24 protein-coding genes are annotated in these 22,542 nt (G+C 38.2%); 13 read left to right on the top strand and 11 right to left on the bottom strand.

Features of this window, described 5'->3' with window-relative positions; all coding sequences use genetic code 11:
* The first annotated feature begins 114 nt into the window (after positions 1 to 114).
* From ACFSR8_RS11275 to ACFSR8_RS11310, 8 genes are all read left to right on the top strand, one after another.
* On the top strand, positions 115 to 840 hold the full coding sequence (locus ACFSR8_RS11275) for an energy transducer TonB (protein WP_380292072.1): 726 nt from the start codon (positions 115 to 117) through the stop codon (positions 838 to 840).
* Between the two features lie 221 nt (positions 841 to 1,061).
* Positions 1,062 to 1,475 (top strand): DUF2141 domain-containing protein, encoded by a 414-nt coding sequence (locus ACFSR8_RS11280; RefSeq protein WP_380292074.1) that lies wholly within the window; start codon positions 1,062 to 1,064, stop codon positions 1,473 to 1,475.
* An 11-nt stretch (positions 1,476 to 1,486) separates the two neighbouring features.
* Positions 1,487 to 2,110, top strand: coding sequence for a 2-hydroxyacyl-CoA dehydratase family protein (locus ACFSR8_RS11285; protein ID WP_380292076.1), 624 nt, complete (start codon positions 1,487 to 1,489; stop codon positions 2,108 to 2,110).
* 21 nt (positions 2,111 to 2,131) lie between these two features.
* Positions 2,132 to 3,478 (top strand): histidine kinase, encoded by a 1,347-nt coding sequence (locus ACFSR8_RS11290; RefSeq protein ID WP_380292078.1) that lies wholly within the window; start codon positions 2,132 to 2,134, stop codon positions 3,476 to 3,478.
* A gap of 10 nt (positions 3,479 to 3,488) precedes the next feature.
* Positions 3,489 to 3,794: a 2TM domain-containing protein gene (locus tag ACFSR8_RS11295; RefSeq protein WP_380292080.1), complete on the top strand. Its 306-nt coding sequence runs from the start codon at positions 3,489 to 3,491 to the stop codon at positions 3,792 to 3,794.
* A gap of 11 nt (positions 3,795 to 3,805) precedes the next feature.
* On the top strand, positions 3,806 to 4,144 hold the full coding sequence (locus tag ACFSR8_RS11300) for a 2TM domain-containing protein (RefSeq protein WP_380292082.1): 339 nt from the start codon (positions 3,806 to 3,808) through the stop codon (positions 4,142 to 4,144).
* A gap of 291 nt (positions 4,145 to 4,435) precedes the next feature.
* Positions 4,436 to 5,191, top strand: a complete 756-nt coding sequence (locus ACFSR8_RS11305) for a LytR/AlgR family response regulator transcription factor (RefSeq protein WP_380292084.1) — start codon at positions 4,436 to 4,438, stop codon at positions 5,189 to 5,191.
* A 61-nt stretch (positions 5,192 to 5,252) separates the two neighbouring features.
* Positions 5,253 to 6,206, top strand: coding sequence for a Fic family protein (locus ACFSR8_RS11310; RefSeq protein ID WP_380292086.1), 954 nt, complete (start codon positions 5,253 to 5,255; stop codon positions 6,204 to 6,206).
* A gap of 17 nt (positions 6,207 to 6,223) precedes the next feature.
* Here ACFSR8_RS11310 and ACFSR8_RS11315 read toward each other — a convergent pair whose 3' ends face one another.
* From ACFSR8_RS11315 to ACFSR8_RS11325, 3 genes are all read right to left on the bottom strand, one after another.
* On the bottom strand, positions 6,224 to 6,607 hold the full coding sequence (locus tag ACFSR8_RS11315; protein WP_380292088.1) for an SRPBCC domain-containing protein: 384 nt from the start codon (positions 6,605 to 6,607) through the stop codon (positions 6,224 to 6,226).
* Positions 6,608 to 6,651: 44 nt separating this feature from the next.
* A complete protein-coding gene (locus ACFSR8_RS11320) occupies positions 6,652 to 7,482 on the bottom strand; it encodes an alpha/beta fold hydrolase (RefSeq protein WP_380292090.1) in 831 nt (276 codons plus the stop codon).
* 136 nt (positions 7,483 to 7,618) lie between these two features.
* Positions 7,619 to 8,791, bottom strand: coding sequence for an LETM1-related biofilm-associated protein (locus tag ACFSR8_RS11325; protein WP_380292092.1), 1,173 nt, complete (start codon positions 8,789 to 8,791; stop codon positions 7,619 to 7,621).
* Between the two features lie 148 nt (positions 8,792 to 8,939).
* Here ACFSR8_RS11325 and ACFSR8_RS11330 point away from each other — a divergent pair, with 148 nt between their 5' ends.
* The 3 genes from ACFSR8_RS11330 (at position 8,940) to ACFSR8_RS11340 (ending at position 11,537) form a co-directional block, all read left to right on the top strand.
* Positions 8,940 to 9,590, top strand: a complete 651-nt coding sequence (locus ACFSR8_RS11330; RefSeq protein WP_380292094.1) for a DUF4331 family protein — start codon at positions 8,940 to 8,942, stop codon at positions 9,588 to 9,590.
* A 31-nt stretch (positions 9,591 to 9,621) separates the two neighbouring features.
* Entirely contained in the window at positions 9,622 to 10,176 is a 555-nt protein-coding gene (locus tag ACFSR8_RS11335) for a DUF4331 family protein (protein WP_380292096.1), read from the top strand.
* A gap of 65 nt (positions 10,177 to 10,241) precedes the next feature.
* Positions 10,242 to 11,537 (top strand): tetratricopeptide repeat protein, encoded by a 1,296-nt coding sequence (locus ACFSR8_RS11340; protein ID WP_380292098.1) that lies wholly within the window; start codon positions 10,242 to 10,244, stop codon positions 11,535 to 11,537.
* Between the two features lie 94 nt (positions 11,538 to 11,631).
* On the opposite strand, the gene ACFSR8_RS11345 is transcribed toward ACFSR8_RS11340, so the two are convergent.
* The 4 genes from ACFSR8_RS11345 to ACFSR8_RS11360 all read right to left on the bottom strand — a co-directional run bounded on the left by ACFSR8_RS11345 (position 11,632) and on the right by ACFSR8_RS11360 (position 14,344).
* Positions 11,632 to 12,309, bottom strand: a complete 678-nt coding sequence (locus ACFSR8_RS11345; RefSeq protein ID WP_380292100.1) for an SDR family NAD(P)-dependent oxidoreductase — start codon at positions 12,307 to 12,309, stop codon at positions 11,632 to 11,634.
* Between the two features lie 45 nt (positions 12,310 to 12,354).
* Positions 12,355 to 13,152, bottom strand: a complete 798-nt coding sequence (locus ACFSR8_RS11350; protein ID WP_380292102.1) for an anti-sigma factor — start codon at positions 13,150 to 13,152, stop codon at positions 12,355 to 12,357.
* Position 13,153: 1 nt separating this feature from the next.
* Complete coding sequence (locus ACFSR8_RS11355) at positions 13,154 to 13,684, bottom strand: RNA polymerase sigma factor (RefSeq protein ID WP_380292104.1); 531 nt, start codon at positions 13,682 to 13,684, stop codon at positions 13,154 to 13,156.
* A 90-nt stretch (positions 13,685 to 13,774) separates the two neighbouring features.
* The gene (locus tag ACFSR8_RS11360) at positions 13,775 to 14,344 is read right to left on the bottom strand and encodes a superoxide dismutase family protein (protein WP_380292106.1); all 570 of its coding nucleotides are present in this window, start codon (positions 14,342 to 14,344) and stop codon (positions 13,775 to 13,777) included.
* Positions 14,345 to 14,470: 126 nt separating this feature from the next.
* On the opposite strand from ACFSR8_RS11360, the gene hemN reads away from it, so the two are divergent.
* Complete coding sequence (gene hemN, locus ACFSR8_RS11365) at positions 14,471 to 15,835, top strand: oxygen-independent coproporphyrinogen III oxidase (RefSeq protein ID WP_380292107.1); 1,365 nt, start codon at positions 14,471 to 14,473, stop codon at positions 15,833 to 15,835.
* 323 nt (positions 15,836 to 16,158) lie between these two features.
* Positions 16,159 to 16,992 carry a universal stress protein gene (locus ACFSR8_RS11370; protein WP_380292109.1) on the top strand — a complete coding sequence of 278 codons (834 nt, stop codon included), beginning with the start codon at positions 16,159 to 16,161 and terminating at the stop codon, positions 16,990 to 16,992.
* A gap of 167 nt (positions 16,993 to 17,159) precedes the next feature.
* Here ACFSR8_RS11370 and ACFSR8_RS11375 read toward each other — a convergent pair whose 3' ends face one another.
* The 4 genes from ACFSR8_RS11375 to ACFSR8_RS11390 all read right to left on the bottom strand — a co-directional run bounded on the left by ACFSR8_RS11375 (position 17,160) and on the right by ACFSR8_RS11390 (position 22,541).
* Positions 17,160 to 17,960 carry an SH3 domain-containing protein gene (locus tag ACFSR8_RS11375; protein ID WP_380292111.1) on the bottom strand — a complete coding sequence of 267 codons (801 nt, stop codon included), beginning with the start codon at positions 17,958 to 17,960 and terminating at the stop codon, positions 17,160 to 17,162.
* Between the two features lie 152 nt (positions 17,961 to 18,112).
* Positions 18,113 to 19,516, bottom strand: a complete 1,404-nt coding sequence (locus tag ACFSR8_RS11380; protein ID WP_380292113.1) for a TolC family protein — start codon at positions 19,514 to 19,516, stop codon at positions 18,113 to 18,115.
* Positions 19,513 to 20,871, bottom strand: coding sequence for an HlyD family secretion protein (locus ACFSR8_RS11385; RefSeq protein ID WP_380292115.1), 1,359 nt, complete (start codon positions 20,869 to 20,871; stop codon positions 19,513 to 19,515). The genes ACFSR8_RS11380 and ACFSR8_RS11385 overlap by 4 nt, the downstream gene beginning before the upstream one ends.
* Before the next feature lie 11 nt (positions 20,872 to 20,882).
* Entirely contained in the window at positions 20,883 to 22,541 is a 1,659-nt protein-coding gene (locus tag ACFSR8_RS11390) for a peptidase domain-containing ABC transporter (RefSeq protein WP_380292117.1), read from the bottom strand.
* Between the last annotated feature and the right edge of the window lies 1 nt (position 22,542).

Here is a 22,542-nt window from a genome sequence, read left to right on the forward strand (position 1 = left end):
TTATCATAGTAATTTACGATAGATTGAAGTAGCTTTAATGTAATAATTTGAACGTTCCAGATGGTAGATTTTGATAACCATTCTGTTGAGGTGTTAACCATTAAAATTAAAAGCATGATACCTAAAAAGAACCCAGAATTAGAGGTAGGCCGGAATAGCAGCCTCTATTTTGCCATAGGACTCAATGTTATGCTGTTTTTATCATGGCAGGCATTGGAGTATAAGACCTATGAACAGGAAGAGATTGTAACGGATATTGTCCAAATGGATGTAGAAATTGAAGAGGAAATTCCTCTGGTTACTATGGACACACCACCACCTCCGCCACCTCCACCAGCGGTAACACAGGAGTCGGTAACCATTGTGGAGGACACCGAGGAAGTGGAGGAAACCGTTTTTGAAAGCACTGAGACCAGTCAGGAGGAAGTAATTCGGGACGTAGTTAGGGTTGAAGATGTGCATGTGGAAGCTGTTGAGGAGTACGTTGAAGTACCTTTTGCCATTATTGAGGATGCTCCGATTTTTCCGGGATGCGAGAATGTTGCGAAACCGGAACGTAAAAACTGCTTTCAGGAAATGATAAATGCCCATGTCTCGAATAATTTTAACTACCCAGAAGTAGCTCTGGAAATGGGTATTAGCGGACGGGTATATGTCATTTTTGTGATTGCGCCCGATGGTAGCATTACCAAAGTAAGAACCCGCGGACCAGATAAAATGCTTGAGAATGAGGCTAAGCGCATCATCAGTAAATTGCCAAAAATGATTCCAGGTAAACAGCGAGGCAAACCTGTGAGCGTACCTTTTAGTCTACCTATCAATTTTGTGATGGCCGAATAATAAAATACATAACTGACTTTTTTGGGTTTAAGCGGTTATTGTGCTTTAAAGGCTGAAGATGTCTTAATTTAAGATATTTTCGGCCTTTTCTTTTTCTTCATTTGATATAAAAACCTACTTAATTACAATTCAGTATGGGTATTTAACAATTCGGTAAGGATAGTTTTAATAACTTCGATTTTGCACTGATATTTGTTTCATCATTAAAAACTATTACAATAATGAACCGCATTTTTAAGACTATTTGTTGCTTAGTTGTTTTCACTTCTTATGCTAGCTCCCAAAACGACATTACCGTTGTTGTTTCAAATTTAGAAAGCAACGCTGGAAAAGTATTTGTCGGGCTCTACAATACCGAGGAAAGTTTCTTGGGAAAGGGCTTTAAGCATGTAAATTCAAAAATTGAAGATAATAGTTGTACGGTTGTGTTTAAAAATGTCCCTAACGGTATTTATGCCATTTCTTTATTTCACGATGAAAACGGAAATGACAAAATGGATACGGGTATGTTTGGCATTCCAAAAGAAGCATACGGATGTTCCAATAATGCCACAGGATTTATGGGGCCTCCAAAATGGGAGGATGCCAAGTTCGAAGTAAAGAATAAATCAGTAACGCAAAATATTAATCTTTAAAATCAATCAGAATGAAACAGTTAATCATCATTGCAACACTTTTAATTTCAACAGTAACCATTGCGCAAAGCAACTATGAAAAAGGTATGAATAAAGCCTTTGAATTGTGGGGCAATGGCAAACCTAGCGAAGCTGTAAACCTCTTTGAACGTATAGCCTCGGCAGAACCCGATAATTGGTTGCCATCCTATTGGGCGGCCCAAATCAATATTGTCACCAGTTTTGGAGAAAAGGACAAAGACAAACTCGCCGCGCAATTGAAAAAAGCACAAGATTTGTTGAACGATGCAACGGCAATTTCCAAAAACAACCCTGAAATTATGGTAATGCAGGCCATGCTGCACACAGCTTGGATTGCATCGGATGGGGCTACTTATGGCATGACATTGTCACCAAAAGTGGTAGAATTATATGCCAAGGCAGAGGCCATAGCTCCGGAAAATCCGAGGGTAGTAGCCTCGAATGCGGAATGGAATATTGGAAGTGCCCAATATTTTGGACAGGATACCACGCCGTTTTGCAAGGATTTGGAAAGAGCAAAGGAACTTTTTGCTAATTTTAAACCAGAGTCGCCATTTCACCCTAATTGGGGTAAGGACCGTGTTGAAATGCTTTTGAAATCTTGCGAAAAATAAGATTTAAGTACCGAATACATTATGAAAGCTTCGATTAAAAAAATCATTATCACCTTTATTATTGGGTGCGTTGTTTATCTCATAGCACAGTTTCTATACGATGGATTTGATTATAAGGATGCCAATGAGTTTTTTATCGAGTTTTCGTTCTACCAGTTATACGCCTTCGTCTTGGGATACTCCAACATGTATTTCTTTGATTACATGGAGCGTTTCAATTGGAACAAAAATAACCCGCTTAAGCGAATTATAGCAGGGGTAATTGGATCGACAGTTCTTACACTTGCTGGATTGTTTTTGCTGAGGGCAGGAACGTATGTGTTTTATCTCGGTTACACCTTTGATGAATTTTTGTCCAACGAAAAGTTTGGTTACTATAAATTTGGAATGTGGATTACCTTGGCTATTGTTGGTGTGTTTCACGTCATTTATTTCTACAATAGGTTCCAACAAAATCGCATTAAGGAACAAAAGGTCATTGCCGGTACGGCCAGCGCAAAGTTCGATGCTCTCAAAAATCAGTTGGATCCCCATTTTCTATTTAATAGTTTGAATGTGCTGACCAGTTTGATTGAGGAAAACCCAAATCAAGCGCAAAAGTTTACCACCTCGCTTTCTAAAGTGTATCGTTATGTTTTGGAACAAAAGAATAAGGAATTGGTAACGGTGGACGAGGAATTGCAATTTGCCAGAACCTACATGTCCCTGCTTAAAATGCGATTTGAGGATAGTATTGTGTTTACCCTACCGGACAGGGCCCAAAATCCTGAAAGTAAGGTGGTGCCATTGTCTTTGCAACTGCTATTGGAAAATGCGGTAAAGCACAATATGGTGATGTCCAGTAAACCGCTTCATATTAAAATTTATGAAGAAGATGGATTTTTGGTAGTTGAAAACAATTTGCAACCCAAACAAATCGTAAAAAAGAGTAGTGGCGTGGGCTTAAGCAACATTATGCAACGTTACAGTTTATTAACACAAAGAAAAATCAATATCGACAAAGGAGCAAATCAGTTTGCCGTAGCCATCCCGATGCTCACCAAACAAATATCGGTTATGAGACCACAATCATCAAATCAATTGGACGACGGTTATCTACGCGCTAAAAAGCATGTAGAGGAGCTTAAAGGGTTTTATTTCAGTTTAATATCCTATGTGTTGGTGATTCCTTTCCTCATCTTTATCAATTACAAAACGTACTGGAATTTCCAATGGTTTTGGTTTCCTGTATTTGGTTGGGGTCTAGGTTTGGCCATTCAGGCTTTTAAGGTTTTTGTAAGTGATAAGGCCATGGGGGGCAATTGGGAGCGTCGCAAAATAGAACAGTTTATGCGAGAGGAGGAACAGGAAAACGGCAGATGGAATTAAATGTATTATTATGAAAAAATTATCAATCGAAAAACAGAATGACAGATTTACACGAGCAAGACTTCGTGTTAAAGAGCTAAAAGGTTTCTACTGCAATATTTTTGCATATTGCCTTGTGATTCCCTTCCTGGCTTTTATCAATTATAAAACCTTTTGGGAAATTAAATGGTTCTTGTTTTCGGCTATAGGATGGGGTATCGGAATTGCATTTCACGCTTACCGTGTATATGCCCGAAACCCAATCTTTGGTCATAAATGGGAACAACGAAAAATAGAACAATTTATACGTGAAGAACGAGAGAATGGATGGAATTAAATTTAACAACAATGGAAAATTACGACATAAAGCCATATGGCGAAAAGAATTATAGTAATGAAGAGGCCTACCTAAGGGCAGAAAAGCGCTTAAAGGAATTGAAGGGGTTTTACTGGCACGCCTTCTGGTACGTGGCGGTTAACATCTTCATCGTTGGAATGATAATTTATAACGGAGGTAGTTTTTTCCATTTTGGCACATGGGCCACCCCTGTGTTTTGGGGCATCGGCCTGGGATTTCACGCCATTGGTGTATTTGGTAGGCGTTTCGCATTTGGCAAAAAATGGGAAGAACGAAAAATCCGTGAGTTTATGGAAAAGGAAGAGCAGGATAGACGTCAATTTGAGTGAAAAATGGGAAACCGAAAAAGCAAAGGAATTTTTGAAAGAAGTTAAAAACTCAGCCACTTTGTGGAAGTAATTCTATTTGGGCGTTACCCACTCCCGATAGCTATCGGGAGGGTCGGGCTTTCTCCCCACCTAACCTCCCCAAAGGGGAGAGACTGACATGCGCCATGTAATTGCGTTTCGGTTACCTCCCCTTTGGGGAGGCTAGGAGGGGATCCCTAACGCAGCGCAGAACGTTAAACAAAATATCGATATATAAATTAGAAGTCTAAGAAACAATCAAGAGTTTTAAAAATGAACGTAATAATTATTGAGGACGAAAAACCATCAGCCAGGCGATTACAACGGATGCTCCAGAGTTTAGATTTAAATGCAGAAGTGCTGTTGCATTCCGTCGAGGAATCGATCAAATGGTTTAAAAACAGCACCCATCCCGATTTAATCTTTTTGGATATTCAGCTAAGCGACGGCTTGTCGTTTGAAATTTTTGAAGCTATAGATATTAAATCTGCCGTTATTTTTACCACGGCATACGACGAATATGCGCTGCAGGCTTTTAAATTAAACAGCATTGACTATTTGTTAAAGCCCATCGATGAAGATGAATTAACAACTGCCGTAAAAAAATACCAAGAACGTCTGCCTAAAAAACAGGCCGTTACTTTGGACTTCAACGATATCAAAAAATTGTTGGTCAACCCAATTGACCGAGAATACAAAAAGCGCTTTTCCGTTAAGGTAGGGCAACATCTAAAGTTGATAAACATTGACGAAATCGAATGCTTTTACAGCGAAAACAAAGGAACTTATTTACATACTGTGGATGGCAGAAATTATTTGATGGACACCACTTTGGAACACCTTCAGGATGAATTGGAACCGCAAACGTTTTTCCGGATCAATCGTAAATTTTTTGTAAATATCAATGCCATCAAGGATATGGTAAGTTATACCAATTCGCGCTTGCAAATAAAGTTAAACTCCTATAACGAACAGCAGGTTATCGTCGCCAGAGAGCGGGTTAAGGACTTCAGGGCTTGGTTGGAGTAAAAATCCTTAATATCGGATATATTTATTTTTAGGTTTAAACGATATTTTGTAACTTTGGGGTGTGTGGGAGGTTGATACAACATATCGGGAAGAGCTGGGTACTACTTTTGAGCGTTTATTTGATAAAACAAGCACTTTAGTAGAGGCAAGGCCTTTGCCCAATATTGCCCTTCAAAAAATTAAGGAAGCTCTGTCTATCGAATGGACTTATAATTCCAACAGTATAGAGGGCAACACTTTAAGTTTGCGGGAAACGCAAATGGTGCTTCAAGAAGGCGTAACGATAAAGGGTAAATCCCTAAGGGAGCATTTCGAGGCTAAAAACCATGAAACGGCCATTGAGTATTTATACACTCTGGTGGATAAAAATCAGATGTTTTCTGCTAAGGACATTTTGTCTTTGCATGGCTTAGTACTTCGTTCTATTGAAGATGATTTTGCCGGTAGGCTGAGAAATGCTGGGGTGCGTATTTCGGGTGCTAATTTTGTGCCTCCAAATGCTAGAAAGGTTTCCGGGTTGTTGGACGACTTGGTTCAATTTGTCGTTGATAATCCTTTGGGGTTGAATGTAATTGAATTGGCTACAGTGTTTCATCATAAATTCGTTTGGATTCATCCGTTTTTTGATGGAAATGGGCGTACGGTGCGTTTGGCCATGAACCTTATTTTGATGAAAGCGGGTTTTCCTCCGGCTATTATCTTAAAAAATGATCGAAAAAAATACTACGATGCCTTAAACCAGGCCAATAACGGCAATTATTCCAAGTTGATGTTGTTAATGTGCCAGTCGCTTGAGCGTACTTTAAATATTTACATCAGTGCTTTGCCCGACAGTACCGATGAGTATCAAATCATTTCAGATATTGTGAAGGAGCCCGATGTGCACTACGGTCAAGAATATATAAGTTTATTGGCTCGACAGGGGAAAATTGATGCCCACAAAGAAGGCAGAAACTGGTACACCACAAAAGAGGCTATAAAAAATTATATTGAGGACCGGAAAAGGCAACGGTAGCTAGCTTGCTGTTTTTTTTATCCAAAAAAAGCTTTTATGGGTTCAAAATAGTGGTCTTTCCAACCTTTTTTATAGTGTTCCCCACTTTCAGGGAGGTTTGTGTGAATCAATATCAATTCAGTTTGCCCGTCTTTTATTTCTTTCAACAGAATTTCTATCTGGGAGTCTTTTTCATAGTCACCAAATTGTGTGGTCCTCCAGGACTGCACAATGCGATGAAAAGGCTCCAACTCCAAATTTTTCCCCCAGATGTAACCGTCCCATGCGGTAAAACGTTCCCCAATATTTTCTGAGCACTCGGCCAATCCACCTGTCATTTTGGAATGTTTTTCACTGTTCAACCAACTGAGATATAGCTCTTTTGCTGTGGTGTTAAATGTTGATTTTAGGGTGAATTTCATGTGGTTTGGTTTTTAACTCAGTTCTTTGTCAAATGCATATATTTTTAATTTTTTTTCTTCCACTTACCAGATAGAAATTCCATTGATACCCTTTTAAATTCCTTTTGAAAATGGGTATTCAGATGTGGTGTATGTCCGCCGTTAGGAACAATCCAAAGCCAACTGTTAGGGATGCCTTTATGCATTTCTATACCAAGTCGCAAAGGAACATAAGGGTCGTTATCTCCCAATACCACTAACCAATTGGCTTTTATGGTATTCAACTTATCCGGAGTAAAGCAGGGATTGTTGTCTGTAACATTTCTATACTCCCAAAAGGCCTTTGCTAAATATTCCTGTTTTTCAGGGCCATGGATTTCTGAAGCACTCAAAAAACTTTTATAGCCTCCAGCACTTGCTATAATTTCTCGAGTCTCTACACTATAGTAAATATGTCCTCCAATTGTGATAACAGAATTAAATCTATCAGGTTGCATTACATTCAGATAATGCAGTGTCGTGCCACCACCACTTGCACCGATGGCATTAACATTGTTTAATTTTAAAAAGTCTAATAAGGCTATAATAATCTTTGCATATGCCTTGTCATTAAAATTTAAATCGTCTTTTTTATAAATGTCAGATCGACCATGTCCCATCATATCCACGGCAATTGTTCTAAATTGCTTTGAATAAACTTCCACATAAGGTCTCCAGTTATCGGCGGTACCAAAGAACTTATGCAACAATAAAAGTGGTTCTCCTTCACCGGTGTCTTCATAATAAATTTTGGTTCCTTGATAATTAAAGTATTTTCCGTTGGGACTGATTTTTATTTGTCCGCTTGAGGTGAGACAAGAAATAAACACCAAAACTAAAATTGTAAATCGTTTCATGATTTCATTTTTTGAAGTTAATGCAACTTTGACTCTAACTAGGGTCTAAGCCCTGGTAGTATTAATATCGTCAGTGGGTATTGCTTTCAACCCTTAGCTAAGATAAAAGAATATGAGTACAAAATCAATATGAAAACTAATCCTTCACGCGGTTTTCGTCAAAAGCAGAGGGTAACAGTTTCGGGATAAATTTCACTACCAAAGGCAATAACAAAGCGCCACCGGGCAACATAAAAATAGCCAAACTTGGGATGGATTTAAAAATATCCAACAGTTGCTCTTGGACTTTTTTTTGTTCGTCTTCGGTTAAATCCCGCAGTGTGGATTGCGTCAAAAGTACCATCAACTCCTTGCTGTCCTTTAGTTCTTGGTACAGCCTTTTGCTGTTTCTAGTAATCAATTTTTTTACCATTTTACTGGAGTTGTTGTAAAAGCTCTGTACCACATTTTTGGAGCTCAACAAGGCAATGTTGTCCTTGTGAATGGTGTAAAATTGGTTGACGGATTTGATGGACTGATGAATTCTGGAAATGCTAAGTTTTAAGTCCATCCCCAGCTTTTCAAGGAAATGTTGCTCATCAATATCGATCGTTTGGTCGCTCCACGTGGCCATGCATGCCAAATCCAAAATATAGTAGCGTTCGTGCATCGACTTTAAATAGGAAACCGACTTTTTGTAATCTAAACTTTGGTTCTCAGTAAATCGTAAAGAGGATTGGAACAGCTTAATCAAACTTAAATCGTAGTCGCTTTTTTCTTCTTTGGAATTCAAAACATCCAACGAAATTGTAATGATGGCACCCTCTAGTTTCTTTATGTAATCCAAGGAAAACGTACCCTGCTCCAAGTAACGTTGATAGGCCAAAACATCAATATAAAGCAGAGCGTTAATTATGAAATAGTTGAAGTTTTTGGTCAGTACATTGGCGTCTATTTGAATGCGCTTGTGAATGATTTTTTCAAGCTGTTCCGGCGACTTTTTTCCTCCGAGCAATTCATTAAAAAAGGAGGTTTTAGTTTCGTTGATTTCAGAATAAAAATTGATGACACTCTCTACAAAAGGCGTACCACTTTTGGAATTACTATGCTTGTAGTAAAAAGCCAAACACAGGTTGATTTTACAGATTTCCTCCTCGGTCAGGTCCTTTTTTTGAACCACTTGCGCCACCACGTCTTGGTTGCTTCCATAAATGAAACCACAGGTTCTTAAAGCGTCATAAAACGTTTCAATATCGAATCCCAAAAAAAGGTCGTTCAACACAATTTCGCTCTCCAGTTTTTTTATCCAACCTGCTGATGATGGGTTCATACTTCCAAATTAATACTTCAAAATTAAACTTTTTGAAGCGAATCCCGAATATTTTTTCATTAACAAAATTTTAACAAAACCGCTCATTTTATTTTTCCGTAGGTATGGGTGAGAGTCTCAAAATAAATATTTAAAAATCACAAAAATCATGAAAAATTTAAAAACAATTTTAGGAGCAGGGGTTTTGGCAGTGGCCAGTTTCTTTGCTATTGCGGCCGATCATATCGATGCTCCGGCGGTACAAAGTGGGTCTAGCGATATCACCGATTTTTATGCCTTTCAAGGCGAAAACACAGATAACTTGGTATTTGTTGCCAACGTTCAGGGCTTGATAAGTCCGGCAAATACTGCTGACGCGACCTTCGATGAGGGTGTCCTGGTGGAGTTTAATATCGACACTTCAGGCGATAACGTGGAGGATTTGGTAATCCAAGCCATACCGAGGGATGGCAAAATGTACTTTTTTGGGCCTGTAGCACCCTCACAAACTGGTTTAAATAGTACCATACAAACGACGGCCACGGCGGGCGGCGTTGTAGATATTACAGCCTATGGTTCAAATGCAATTGTTGGCATCAATGGCGATATGCGCTTTTTTGCGGGTCCGCGAGACGATCCTTTCTTTATGGATTTTGCTCAGTATTCTGAAATTATTGCGGGAAATGCCACAGGATTTAACAATCCTGGCTCTGACACCTTTGCCGGAACTAACGTCATGTCCATCGTGGTTGAGGTGCCCAAATCTATGATTGGCGGTTCCGGAACCATAAATACATGGGTTGAAACCAAAACAAAATAATAACTGATTACTTCATTTTAAGATATACATTATGAAAACTTTAAAGATATTAACTCTAACGATAACACTATCATTTTTAGCATTTAACTGCTCTAATAATGATGATGCGATAATGCCTCCAACCGGACCTGATTTTTCAGGAACCTACAGTCAGGCAGATCAAATGGGAAGACCGGCCGTAAATACCGTATTTGTGTCTTCTTCCAGCAAGGATATGTTTAATACGACTATTCCTTCACAACAAAATGCGGCATTTCAAAGTATGTTTGAAACTAACTTGATGAACCTAAGCCCGGCATTTGATATCTCTACGGATCAAAATGCTTTAGGGCAAGATGCCACTGCATTTACCACGCTTTTGGCTACGGATGTTTTAAACGTGTCCTTAGATGGCACAACCACCTTTTTTGACGGCACAAATGTGTTGACCGGTCGTGCGCTGGCCGATGATGTCATCACTGTAGAATTATTGTTGATTTTTGGTGGCGAGGATTTTATGGAAAATCTAGCACTTTCAAACGACAATGTTGATGCTAATGACAAGGCATTTTTGACCTCATTCCCTTACTTGGCAGCGCCATGGTAAAACCTATTTTTCTGGGTATGCCATCCAAGGTGTGCCCAGATTTCACTTAACAAAAAACCGCAACAATGAAAACATTACATATCGCACTGTTTAGTTTGGCGTTTTGCCTGCTAGGGTGCAATACTAAAGAAACCGATAAGTTAGTGACCCGTGTTGAAGATTACAATTCGTATTTAACTGCAAAAGACAATAAGAGACTGGATGTTGCACATCAAGATTATTTATTTTGGGAAAAAAAGCTAGAAAAAGAGCCAAATCAATTTCCGTATTTGGCAAAAGCTGCAGCATCCCAATCTCTTATATTTTCGCTAACGGGACACATCGAAAATTTAATTGAAGCCGAAAAAAAATTGGTGGAAGCCAATGAAGCCACCAATTATAATTCACCCGGTTATTTGAGGGCCTTCGCCAGAAATTATATTTCGCAACATAAATTCAAAGCCGCTTTGACAGTGCTTGAAAAGGCCGAAAGAAATGGCGAAAAACTAAAGGCTACTCAAAAAATGTTGTTTGATGTGCATTTGGAATTAGGAAACACCGAAAAGGCAAAACAGTACTTAAGCCTTATCGAAAACTATAAGGATTTTGATTTTTTAATCCGGTTATCAAAATGGAGCGATCACGAAGGCAATTTGGATGATGCCATTTTATACCTAAGGAAAGCTACTGAAATGGCCGAGGCTTCAAAAAATAAGGCATTGATGCAATGGACCTATACCAATTTGGGCGATTACTACGGGCATGCTGGCAATATTGAAGCCTCTTACAACCATTATTTAAAAGCATTGAAGTTGGATCCGCATGATGCATACGCCAAAAAGGGGATAGCTTGGATAGTATATTCACATGAAAAAAATGCAGATGAAGCTTTACGTATTTTGGATGCAGTAACACAAGCCCACACGGCTCCAGACTATCATCTTTTAAAAGCTGAAATAGCCGAATTTAAAGGTGATGACATTCGAAAAACTACTGAATTAAAACGCTATTTTGATGCCGTTGCCAAAACGGAATACGGCCATATGTATAACAAATATAATGTGCTATTGTATGCCGAGGATAAAGCCAAAACCGCTAAGGCACTGAAAATTGCCCATAAGGAAATTGAAAACAGGCCAACCGCTCAATCTTATGATTTATTGGCATGGACCTATTTCAATTACGGAGATAATAGAATTGCGTTAGAAATCATGGAGCAACATGTGGTTAACAAAACCTTTGAGCCTGAATCTCTGTATCATTTAGCTGAAATTTATAAGGCCAACGGCAACCAAAAAGAGGCTGAAAAGCTAAAAAAGGAATTACTGGAAAGCAGTTTTGAATTGGGCCCACTGACCACACAAAGCATAAAAAACATATAAAATTTTAAGGACCTGGATTAGGTTTGGTTTTTAGGTTTTTTGTTTGGACGAAAGTCTTCAATCGTTTAAAAGTGATTGGGGGCTTTCATTTTTTTTACCACAACAATTCAGATTCGTTTTCTGAATTCCAAAAAGTACCACTCGTAAAATTGGACTTGATAAATTTAAAAATATTTTCTGCGGATTGTTCGGATGTCAATCTGCCATTTTTTAGGTTAGTTTCTACTATAGAAGTTTTAACCCAGCCAGGATGAATAGCTGCAACTCTAATTTTATCTTTGAGCCTATTTGTCAATATTTTGGTGTACATGTTCAAAGCACTTTTCGACATTCGATAAGCTATTGAATCCGTCAATTTGCAGACATTTATTGAGCCCATTTTTGATGAAATATTTAAAACGATTCCGTTATTGCTTATTAAATCAATTAGTTTCTCAGTGAAGAAAACTGTGCCAGTCATGTTCACGTCAAAAGTCGATTTAAAAGACTCTATTTCTGGACTATGAGTGTATAAGTCGGGGCCAATTCCAGCGTTATTTATTAGAATGTCTATTCGGTCAAACTTTTTTGAAATCTTACGGCAAGCATTCTCAATACTCCTAGGTTTCGACAAATCCAATTTTAAAGAGTAGAAATTGTCGTTTTCTATATCGCTAATTTTCCCAGTTCTACTTGTTCCAATAACAAAGAAGTTTTCGTTTAGCATTTTTTTTGCCAAAGCAAGTCCAATTCCTTTGCTTGCTCCGGTAATCAAAACTATTTTTTTATTCATGTAGTTTGTGCCTCAAGTGCTTGACAATAAATAATAATGCAACGATTACCCTACCACCCCAAGTGTATACAATTGGTCCATTGTTGGGGTTTCGCTACCACCGGCAGGTTCTAGTGTGATACCGAAAGCCTCACTGGCGTTGTTGTTCTCAATCTCGAATATTTTATTCGCATCTGATATAAAATCGTCTATGGTGCCTAGGCTGGTGGGCGTCAACGGGTTTAAGGTCAAAGACCAGATTTGATATACCATACCGGCTGGGGGCTCCGGTAAACCTTCGGCATCCAAAAATATACGGTTGGATGTTTTATCCCAATACACTTTAGCATAGGTATTGGCAAAATTGCCCTGGCCAGCCAATGGGATTCTAGAAATATTGTCGTCCCTTAAAACCGATATCAGCGTATTGGCTTCAGCTAAACTGTTTTTGGAATTTTCTATTTGGGTTTCCAACAAGGATTGCTGGGTTTTGGCTACCTGAATATCGGATTGTAACTGGTTGTTTTGGTAAACAGTCCAAAGCAAACCGCTCGCCAATAAAATGGATGCGGCCCAACCCGTGTAGGTTACCCAATTGTACTTAGATTTCGTTAGCGTAATGATTTTGGCGTCTTCGTCGTCCAGACCCAATTCCTTTTTAACCTCATTAAAAATATGGGCGTTCGTTTTTTGTGAAGTTGCCGCCGTTAATTTTACAACTGCCGCTTCGATTTCCAGAACTTCTTGCAAAATTTCAGGGTGTTGTTGCATCAGATTGTACACTTCCTCGTTTTCTTTTTCAGAAAGTGATCCTGCAACATAAAGTTCCAAAATGCCCGACGCTATGTAATCGTTTATGTCCATATCAGTTTAAAACCATATCCCTTAATTGCTGAATACAATTTCTATTTCGTGTTTTTACAGTGCCAATAGGCATATCCAATGTTTCGGATACTTCGCTATGCGTAAATCCTCTAAAGTAGAGGAGTTCAATGATTTTTTTACATTTTTCAGCTAGTGCATCTACGTATTTTTTTATCCCGATGGCATCAGTTCTGCTATCCAAATTCTCATTGGTTTCAATTATATCTACGAAATAATCAACATCGAGGTTTTGCTTGGAGGTTTTATAAGCTTTGGAGCGAATTTTATCGATGGCCGCGTTTCTGGAGATGTTCAGCAACCAGGTAAAAAACCGTCCTTTTTTAGAAGAATAGCTGTCGGCATTGTTCCAGGCTTTTACGAATACATCTTGCATCACTTCTTCAGCAATAGTATGGTCTCTCACAATATTGTAAATGACCCCATGCATGCTTTCGCTGTACATTTCATAAAGGGTTTCGAAGGCCTTTACGTCTTTTTTTTGAAACTTATCAACTAATGCTTCAATGTCCATTCATAACAATTAGGTGTTCCGAAAGTAACAAATATTAACAACAAAAGCCACCAAAAACTGGTAGCTTTTGAATTTTGATGTTTTAGAATATTATTGAATAATCCCTGCACAGCTTACTCTTGCTCCAGCCGCACCTGAAGGTTGTGAGGTGAAGTCGTCTGCCCCAGCATGTACAATTACTCCTTTACCGACAATATCCTTATTTGGATCGCCACAGCCAATGCACCATTGATCGGTGGTAAACGAAATTGTACCGTTTCCATTTTCATCGGCAATAAAATTGCCTATATCGCCTTTATGATAACCTTCCATGGCGCCCCATTTACCATGAGGTGTATTTGTTGGGTTCCAATGTCCTCCGGCAGATTTTCCGTCAGGGGAGGAGCAATCCGATTTTGCGTGGATATGAATGGCGTGTTCCCCCGGCTCCAAACCGCTGATAATCGCCGTCATCGTTACGCTTCCGTCTTCTTCCTTAAAAACTACATTGCCCGTAGCATTGGTTTCGCTTTTTGCGTTTAGCGCTATTTTTACCTTTTTGGTTTTTACTACTTCTACGGTTTCTTCAACGGTTTCCTCAACTTTTACATCTTCCTTTTTCTTCTTGCATGCTGATAGTGTTACAGCCAATACAAGGCATAAAATGCTTAATTTTTTCATGGTTTTGGTGTTTTTTTATTCAATGGAAAGTTAAGGCATTATTACACAAATTGCAAGAATCCAGCATGACATATATCATGTTTTTTTGAAATGGTTTGGGTTAATTTTGAAGTAGAATTGTTAGGTATGTTAAATTCTTTAGTCAATAAATACAATATTGCTGGGCCTCGCTATACGAGCTATCCAACGGTACCGTATTGGAATAATGAGACATTTTCAACGGAAAAATGGAAATCGTCTCTAGTCCAATCTTTTAATGAAAGTAATGCCAAAGAAGGCATTAGTATTTATATCCATTTGCCGTTTTGCGAAAGCCTGTGTACGTTTTGCGGATGCAACAAACGTATCACCAAACAGCACAGCGTTGAGTCGCCCTACATCGAAGCACTTTTGAAGGAGTGGCGCTTGTATTTGGATTTATTCGATGAAAAGCCAGTAATAAAGGAGTTGCATTTGGGAGGTGGCACACCCACTTTTTTCAGTCCAGAGCATTTGAAGTATCTGATTCTGGAAATTTTGAAGACCTCAGAATTAGCAGTTGGTTATGAGTTCAGTTTTGAGGGGCATCCCAATAATACTACTGAAGCCCATTTGCAGGCATTATACGATGTTGGGTTTAGGCGCGTAAGCTATGGTGTTCAGGATTATAATGAGACCGTTCAAAAGGCTATCCATAGAATTCAACCTTTTGAAAATGTAAAACGAGCTACTGAAGTGGCTCGTAAAATTGGGTACACTTCCGTGGGCCACGATATTATTTTCGGTTTGCCCTTTCAAACTTTGGAGCATGTCACCGAAACGATTTTGCAGACGAAGGAATTATTACCAGACCGACTGGCATTTTATAGCTACGCCCATGTACCTTGGATAAAAGGGAATGGCCAGCGTGGATTTAAGGATTCGGATTTGCCCTCGGCCGAATTGAAGCGTCAGCAGTACGAAACGGGCAAGCAATTATTGGCCGAAGTGGGCTATGAGGAAATAGGCATGGACCATTTTGCGTTAACATCGGATACCTTGTGTCAATCCATGGAAAATGGGAAGTTACATCGAAACTTCATGGGTTATACCGCTTCTAAAACGCAGGCTATGATTGGTTTGGGCGTATCTTCTATAAGCGATAGTTGGTACGGTTTTGCCCAAAATGTAAAGAACATTGAAAGCTATTATAATCTTTTAAAAGACGATAGTATTCCCGTATTTCGAGGTCATATTTTGAATAATGAGGATTTAATTATACGAAGACATATTTTGAACTTAATGTGCCAGTTTGAAACGAATTGGACCAAAAGCCACCTTTATTTTGAGGAACTCCCGGACGTTTTAATCCGTTTAAAGGAAATGGAAAAGGATGGATTGCTTGTAATAGATTCCAGTAGCATGCAGGTTACCGAAAAAGGACGGCCATTTGTACGCAACGTTTGTATGGCATTCGACATGCTATTGCAACGGAAAAAACCAGATACACAGTTGTTTTCAATGACTGTTTAAGAAGTATTTTAACAGGCCTATTAAGTTTAAAAAGCATAATTGTGTGGAAGAGTATTTAAAGAACCCTCCTAATTTCGATGACATCGAAATTTTCCTCCCTTTGGGAAAAGGTAGGAGCCGATATTGAAAAAATTTAGGTTAAAATCGAAAAAATCCTGAATTTTTGATCAAGATTTGCTCTCCTCTTTACAAAAAGAGGAGAATGAATTTCAATTTTTATTGAAAATTGAAAGAAAGAGGAGTTAAGAAATTGGAAAAACCCATTTTTTCATCTTCCCAACTCCTTTATTTAAAAACCTAATAGGTCTATAAAAACTAAAATCATGAAAAAAATTATTGTACCCATCGATTTCTCGGATCATTCCGAATATGCCCTGAAAACAGCTTCAAAATTGGCGAAAAAATATAATGCCGAGGTATTGGCTTTGCACATGTTGGAAATGTCAGATATCATGTTGTCAGCATCGGACGGTCTGCAAAATGAAAAAGCGGTGTTCTTTTTAAAATTGGCCCAGCAAAAGTTTGACAAGTTTTTAGAAAAGGACTATCTGAAGGATATAAAATTAACACCGATAGTTAAGCATTTTAAAGTCTTTAGCGAGGTGAATGATGTAGCTTTGAAGAATAATGCAGACCTGATTGTGATGGGGTCGCATGGTTCCAGTGGTATTGCAGAATTTTTTGTGGGCTCTAATACTGAACGGGTGGTGCGTAATGCAAATGTGCCTGTTTTGGTAGTAAAGGATGACCGTGCCGGAATCAATTTTGATGTGGTGGCCTTTGCTTGTGATTTTTCTGAAGAAGCTATTGAGCCTTACTTAAAAGCGGCTAAAATGTTTAATGTTATGGGGTCGAAATTGTATTTGATTCATGTGAATTTGCCCAATGACCGATTCCAAAGTTCCTTGGAAATTGAGAAAAAAGTAGTCAACTTTTTTGCCAAGGCTGAACGCAACTTGGACAAAATGGCCGATGTACACTACATCAATGATTATTCTGTGGAAGAAGGCGTTTTAAACTGCGCCAGTAAAATAGGGGCCGATTTGATTGTGGTACCCACCCACGGCAGAAAAGGTTTGGCGCACTTCTTTGAAGGCAGTATTGGCGAGGATGTGGCCAATCATTCTACCTTGCCGGTGATGACGTTTAAGATTTAGATAGTCGGCAAGCTGACTTAGTTTTTGAGGAGGTTCGTCTAACGGGTTTGTGTATGTTTCAGTGGCGTAGTTTAAGTAGCAAATAATTACTGAATGGAAAATCCGCCAGGATTTTCCCAAATAGACTATAGGCGAGCAATTGAATATACTCGTCTTAAGTTAGCATTTTATCTAGAATTTTGATAAGATCTCAATTTTCCGTTTTCAAAATATAAATATAATTCATGATAAATCCATTGTTCGTGAACACCCCAAGAACCAACAGTTTTATTTATTCTGTCAGGTTCGCCTAGACTTATTCTAGCCATTTTTTCGGTCATTCCTATCCAATAATATCCATCTAATAATTTCTTTCCTGTTTCATTACCGTATTGAGAAATAATTTTATTTTCATAAATCAACCTCTCCTTCTTTAATTTTTCAGCTTCCTTTTCTTTTATTACAAGTTTTTTGGAATACTCTAACTCAAATTTTTCTTTCTTTTTCAGTTCTATAATAGAATCTATTTTTTTGTTTTCTTCTATTAATTTTCTTTTAAAAACTTCCAAGTCTGAACTTTCGTTAATGTACATTTCGGAAATATATCCGAAATAAGGTCCTTTGTTGATAAGCCAATATCCATCTCTGTAATCCGTTAATTTTATTGTGTCATTTTTTTGCAATCGAGTAATAATTTGGGATAGTGGACTACTTTCTTCTCTCAATTTCCCTTCTCGTTTCAAGGTAGAAAATATCGTCAACTCATTATCATCATTTTTAAATTTCTTAAGTAATTTTTTTTCTTCTAAAATCTTAATTTTTGCATTAAGAAATTTTAGAGAATCTTGTTTTAATATTATTTCATTTTGAATTCTTTTTTGTTGAAATTTAAAATGAGAAATTGAATCATTTAAATTATCTAAAGTTTGGGAATTGATTGCAGGAGTTTTGAAAAAAATTAGAAGTATTATTGAAAGGTTTTTAATCATATCGGTCTTTGTCAATATTCTGAACAACTGGGAGATAAGCTTGCGTTTTAATGAAGTTTATCGAATGTTACCTGCCTTTCGGCAGGCAGGAACTAAAGTAGCGGAAATATTCCACAAAGTCAAGTAACTTTCAAACAGGAAAAATCAAGTGTCTATTCCATTTGAACCTCTGAAAGTGCCAATACATTAAACAGATTCGCCTTGGTCTTAAAGAAATCGTTTTCAATTTCGATGGCTTTTAGTTTGGCATCGATCAATTTGGATTCGCGCGAATTCACCAAAAACAACGAACTTTCACCCAAAAAGAATTTACGCTCCTCAGCAGTGAGCATTGTGGAATAATCTTCAACAATAGTACCTGTGACTTCATTTTGAAGCACATAAGAATCCAATTCCTGGTTGATGGCATCAATTTTATTTTGAAGGCTTACTTTGGTGTTTTGTATGTCGAATCTTGTATCCTGAAGTTTCAATTTGGCCAATTTCAAATCTCCACGTTCCTTTCTTAAAAATAAGGGAAAACTCACGTTTACACCACTTTTATATTGCGAAGTGCTAAAGGACCTCGCCACCTCAGGGGTTTGCGATAAAAAGTTATACTGCAAGTCGATTTGCGGTAACAGGTTGTTCGACATCAGTCGCTTTTCTATGTTCAGGCTTTGGTATTTGTAATCGAGTGAAAGCATTTTTGGATGTTCCTCAATATTAAAATTTTCAATATCCAATCCCGATGTATTTAGGGTTTCGTCGATATTGAAAAACGTATCGATGTCTGGTACGACACCTTCTTGAATTTCAATGGGGGTGTTGTCGTTTAGCCATAAATAATTGGACAGTTCCAAGGTAGCCTTGACAAACTTGATTCTGGATTTCTCTAAATTGAGCCTTCTGTCGTTCAGAGCAATTCGCGCCTCTACTGTGTCAATGGCCGACATGTCCCCGACTTCATAACTTTTTTTAATACCATTAAAACGCATTTCGGCATTGACCAAAAACTCCTCATAAACCTGCTTTTCGTTGTAGCGTCGCAACCAGTTAAAATAGGAAACTGTGGCCTCGTACAGAATATCATTCACCAATAATTGTCTGTCGGCCTGTGCCTGTTTTATGTAAAGTCTGGACTGGCGCAACATGGCCATACGTTTATTTGTTAGTAGGCCTCTAGCAACTGGAACCGAAATTCCCGCACTGTACAGGCCATCTTCAGGAACGAAGGCCTCTGGGCTTAAAAAATCACCGGTATTTTCCTCAAAATTACCTTTGAGTTCAATTCCGAACCAAGTGGGTATTTTGAAGGTGGCGTTCAATCTATCAAAGTATTCCGTGCCCTTAAATTTCTTTCTGTCGTAATCCACTTCAAGCTTAGGGTCAAAGGCGCCACGTGCTTTCATTAATTTGGCTTCACTTTCATTGATAACCAAATTAGCCTGTTTCACGATAGGGTGATACGATTTTACATAGCCCAAGTACTCAGCTAAGGTGATAACGGAGGTTGAGTCTTGAGCGGATACCAAACCGCTGAAGAGCAATAGTAAACTTACTATGAGGATTCTCATTTTTTATCCTTTTTTGAGGCCGTTTTGCTGCCTTCAGGTTGATAATAATTTGGGGGGAAACTGTTGATTTGTCGCCATAGCTCAAACCAAATCGGAACATCTTCCAAAAGGGCAATGGTTTGTGCGCCAGAGCCTACGCGTATGGCTTCGGGCCACTCGTGGTCTGTTTCATCAGGTGCTAATAAAACTCTGTATTTTCCATTATCGCTAATAAAGTTTTCGATGGCTACTACTTTTGCACCATAAGTACCATAGGAAACATTGGGCCAACCGCTAAATACAATGGCTGGCCAACCATCAAACTGCACACGCACCTGCTCACCAATATGTATTAGTGGCAAGTCAATGGGGCGTACAAAGGTTTCAACGGCCAGATCATACTGTTTTGGCATAATGCCTAATAACTCTTCTCCCTCTTTAAAGGTTACGCCAACACCACCTCTTAGTGCTTTATTGATAATGCCATTTAGTGGTGCCGTAACATATAGAAGACTATTTCTACGTTCATAATTGGTTTTGGCATTTTCCAGTTTTGTTACTTGCGCTTTAGTATCAAACTGACTGGATTGTGCCGTAAACATATCACTCTGGGCTTTTGAAATTTTATCGGCAAAAGTCGCTTTGGTTCTAGAGAGCTCGATTTCAGCGTTTATTACATCGTTTTGGCTGGCTAGATATTTATTTTGTTGCGAAATAAGTTTAGCTTGGGTTTCTTGAAGTTTTAGTCGTTTTTCCTCAACATCCTTCATCGCTTTTAAGCCCTCTTGTTGTAACGTAGCAATACGGTTGTATTGGGTTTCTGCAATCTTTAGATTGGTTTTAGCGGCTTCAAGGTCTATACTATCACTTTTTACTTTTAGTTTTGATTGTAAGAGTTTGTTCCTAGTTTGTTCAAGTTTTAAAGTCCGCTCGTTTTGTAGTGCAGAAATTTGTCGGTTTAGGGCGTCAACTTTTCCGCCATAAGCGTCTACCGAAGATGATTTTGCAATAATTTGTTGGTTGGTACGCTCAACCAACTGATCGTCAAAATAATCACTTTTAATCTCAGAAATCCTTAAAATAGTATCACCAGCTTTTACAGTATCGCCTTCTCTTACATACCATTCTTCAATTCGCCCAGGTATTTGCGATTGTATGGTTTGCGGGCGCTGATTTGGTGTTAGTGTAGTAACCAAGCCATCACCGGATATGTTCTGTGTCCAAGGTAAAAACAGTATTATTAGAATAATGATTGCCGCTGCTAACAAAAACCTGTTAAAGTACTTGTAATACCTTTTTTTCATTACCATTTTACCAGACTTATAGGAGTCTAGGTTAAAGGTTTTATTCAATTGGTTATGTGTTATATTTAGCATAACTTATATGTTTAGTTTTTTATACTTCCTTTATCCAGTGTTATTACCTCGCTACATTTGTTTAACCATGCATCGCTACTACTCACAACAATTAATGCCCAAGGTCTGTCTGCATGCGATAAATAGTCTATAATTGAGTTGGTTTCAGACAGGTTGAATCTATCTAAAGCATCTTCTAGTATTAATACTTTTGGTTGTTTTAAGATGGCTCTTGCCAAAACAATTTTTTTGGCTAAAGTGAACGACATTTGTTTGCCATCCGGGTACAGGATGGTATTTAGCCCATTAGCTTGCTCCTTTATATACTTTTTTAAACCTACTATTTCCATTACTTCATAGATTTGTTCGTCCGTAATACTCTCATTGGTGAAGGTTAAGTTGTCTTTTATGGTGCCTTCAAAGGGTGTCTCATCTGATAACGAAAGCCCTAATTGCGAGCGATAAAAGTTGAGCTGAATACTATTTAGAGACATATCGTTAACGTATATATGGCCACTTGTAGGCTCAATAACACCTGCAATTAAACGTAAAAGGGTTGATTTTCCTGCACCGCTTTCACCTCTTACCAGCATACGTGTTTTAGGATTTATTTTTAGTGATATATTCTTTATAATATGCGCCGTTTTATTTGCTACGCCGTAAGATACTTCGTCTAGTTCTATATTGAAACCGTTGTCGTATTGTGGGCGGTCTCCATTCTGGTCTTCTAATTCCTTATCTACTATTTGCCCTAGTTTTTCTAATGAAGTAAGGGTGTCATAGAAAGACTCCAAGCCAAGAATAAGTTTTTCAACAGAAGCTATCACCAATAAAATAATAATTTCTGCAGCTACAAACTGGCCAATGTTCATTTCCTGATTAAGTACCAAAGCACCTCCAATAAGTAGTAAGCTTGCTGTAACAATGACTTTAAAACTTATCATTTGAATAAACTGCAAGATCAAAACCCTAAAGTGGCTTTCTCTCGCTTCTAGGTAGCCTTTGACCAAATCGTCATTTTTATTTAAGCCCAAACTGGTGCTCCCAGAGAGTTTAAAACTAATAACAGTACGCGCAATTTCTTGTATCCAATGGGCTACTTTATATTTTTTCTTAGACTCTACTAAGCTGGTTTCTAAACCCTTAATTGCTGTAAATTTGAATACGACAAAAATAAGCGCCAATAGCAGTAACCCAAAGATGATGAAAAAAGGGTGGTAAAAGGATAGTAATATCAATGCAAAAATTATTTGAAGCACCGCGGTAGGTACATCTATTAAAATTTTGGATAAACTTTTTTGTATGGTTAGAGTATCAAAAAAACGGTTTGCCAGTTCAGGTGGGTAATAGTTACGTAATTCAGACATTTTTATTTTCGGAAAACGATAAGTCAGCTCAAAAGAAGAACGTGTAAAAATGCGCTGCTGAATACTTTCGATAATCCTTAGTTGCATTAACTGTAATACACCAGAGAATGCCACACCAAGCGTTACGAGTATTACCAATATTACCCAAGATGTAGATATTTGTGCACCTTGAATTAGGTTTATTATAGCTTGTATCCCTAAAGGGAGAGATAGTGCAACCACCCCGGTGAAAATAGCATAATATAATATTTGAAGTAAGTCCCTTTTTTCTAATTGTAATAAGCCAACTAAACGTTGCCAAGGGGTCTTTTTAGGCTGTTCCATA

The organism is Hyunsoonleella rubra (assembly GCF_042684665.1).
GTDB classification, from domain to species: domain Bacteria; phylum Bacteroidota; class Bacteroidia; order Flavobacteriales; family Flavobacteriaceae; genus Jejuia; species Jejuia rubra.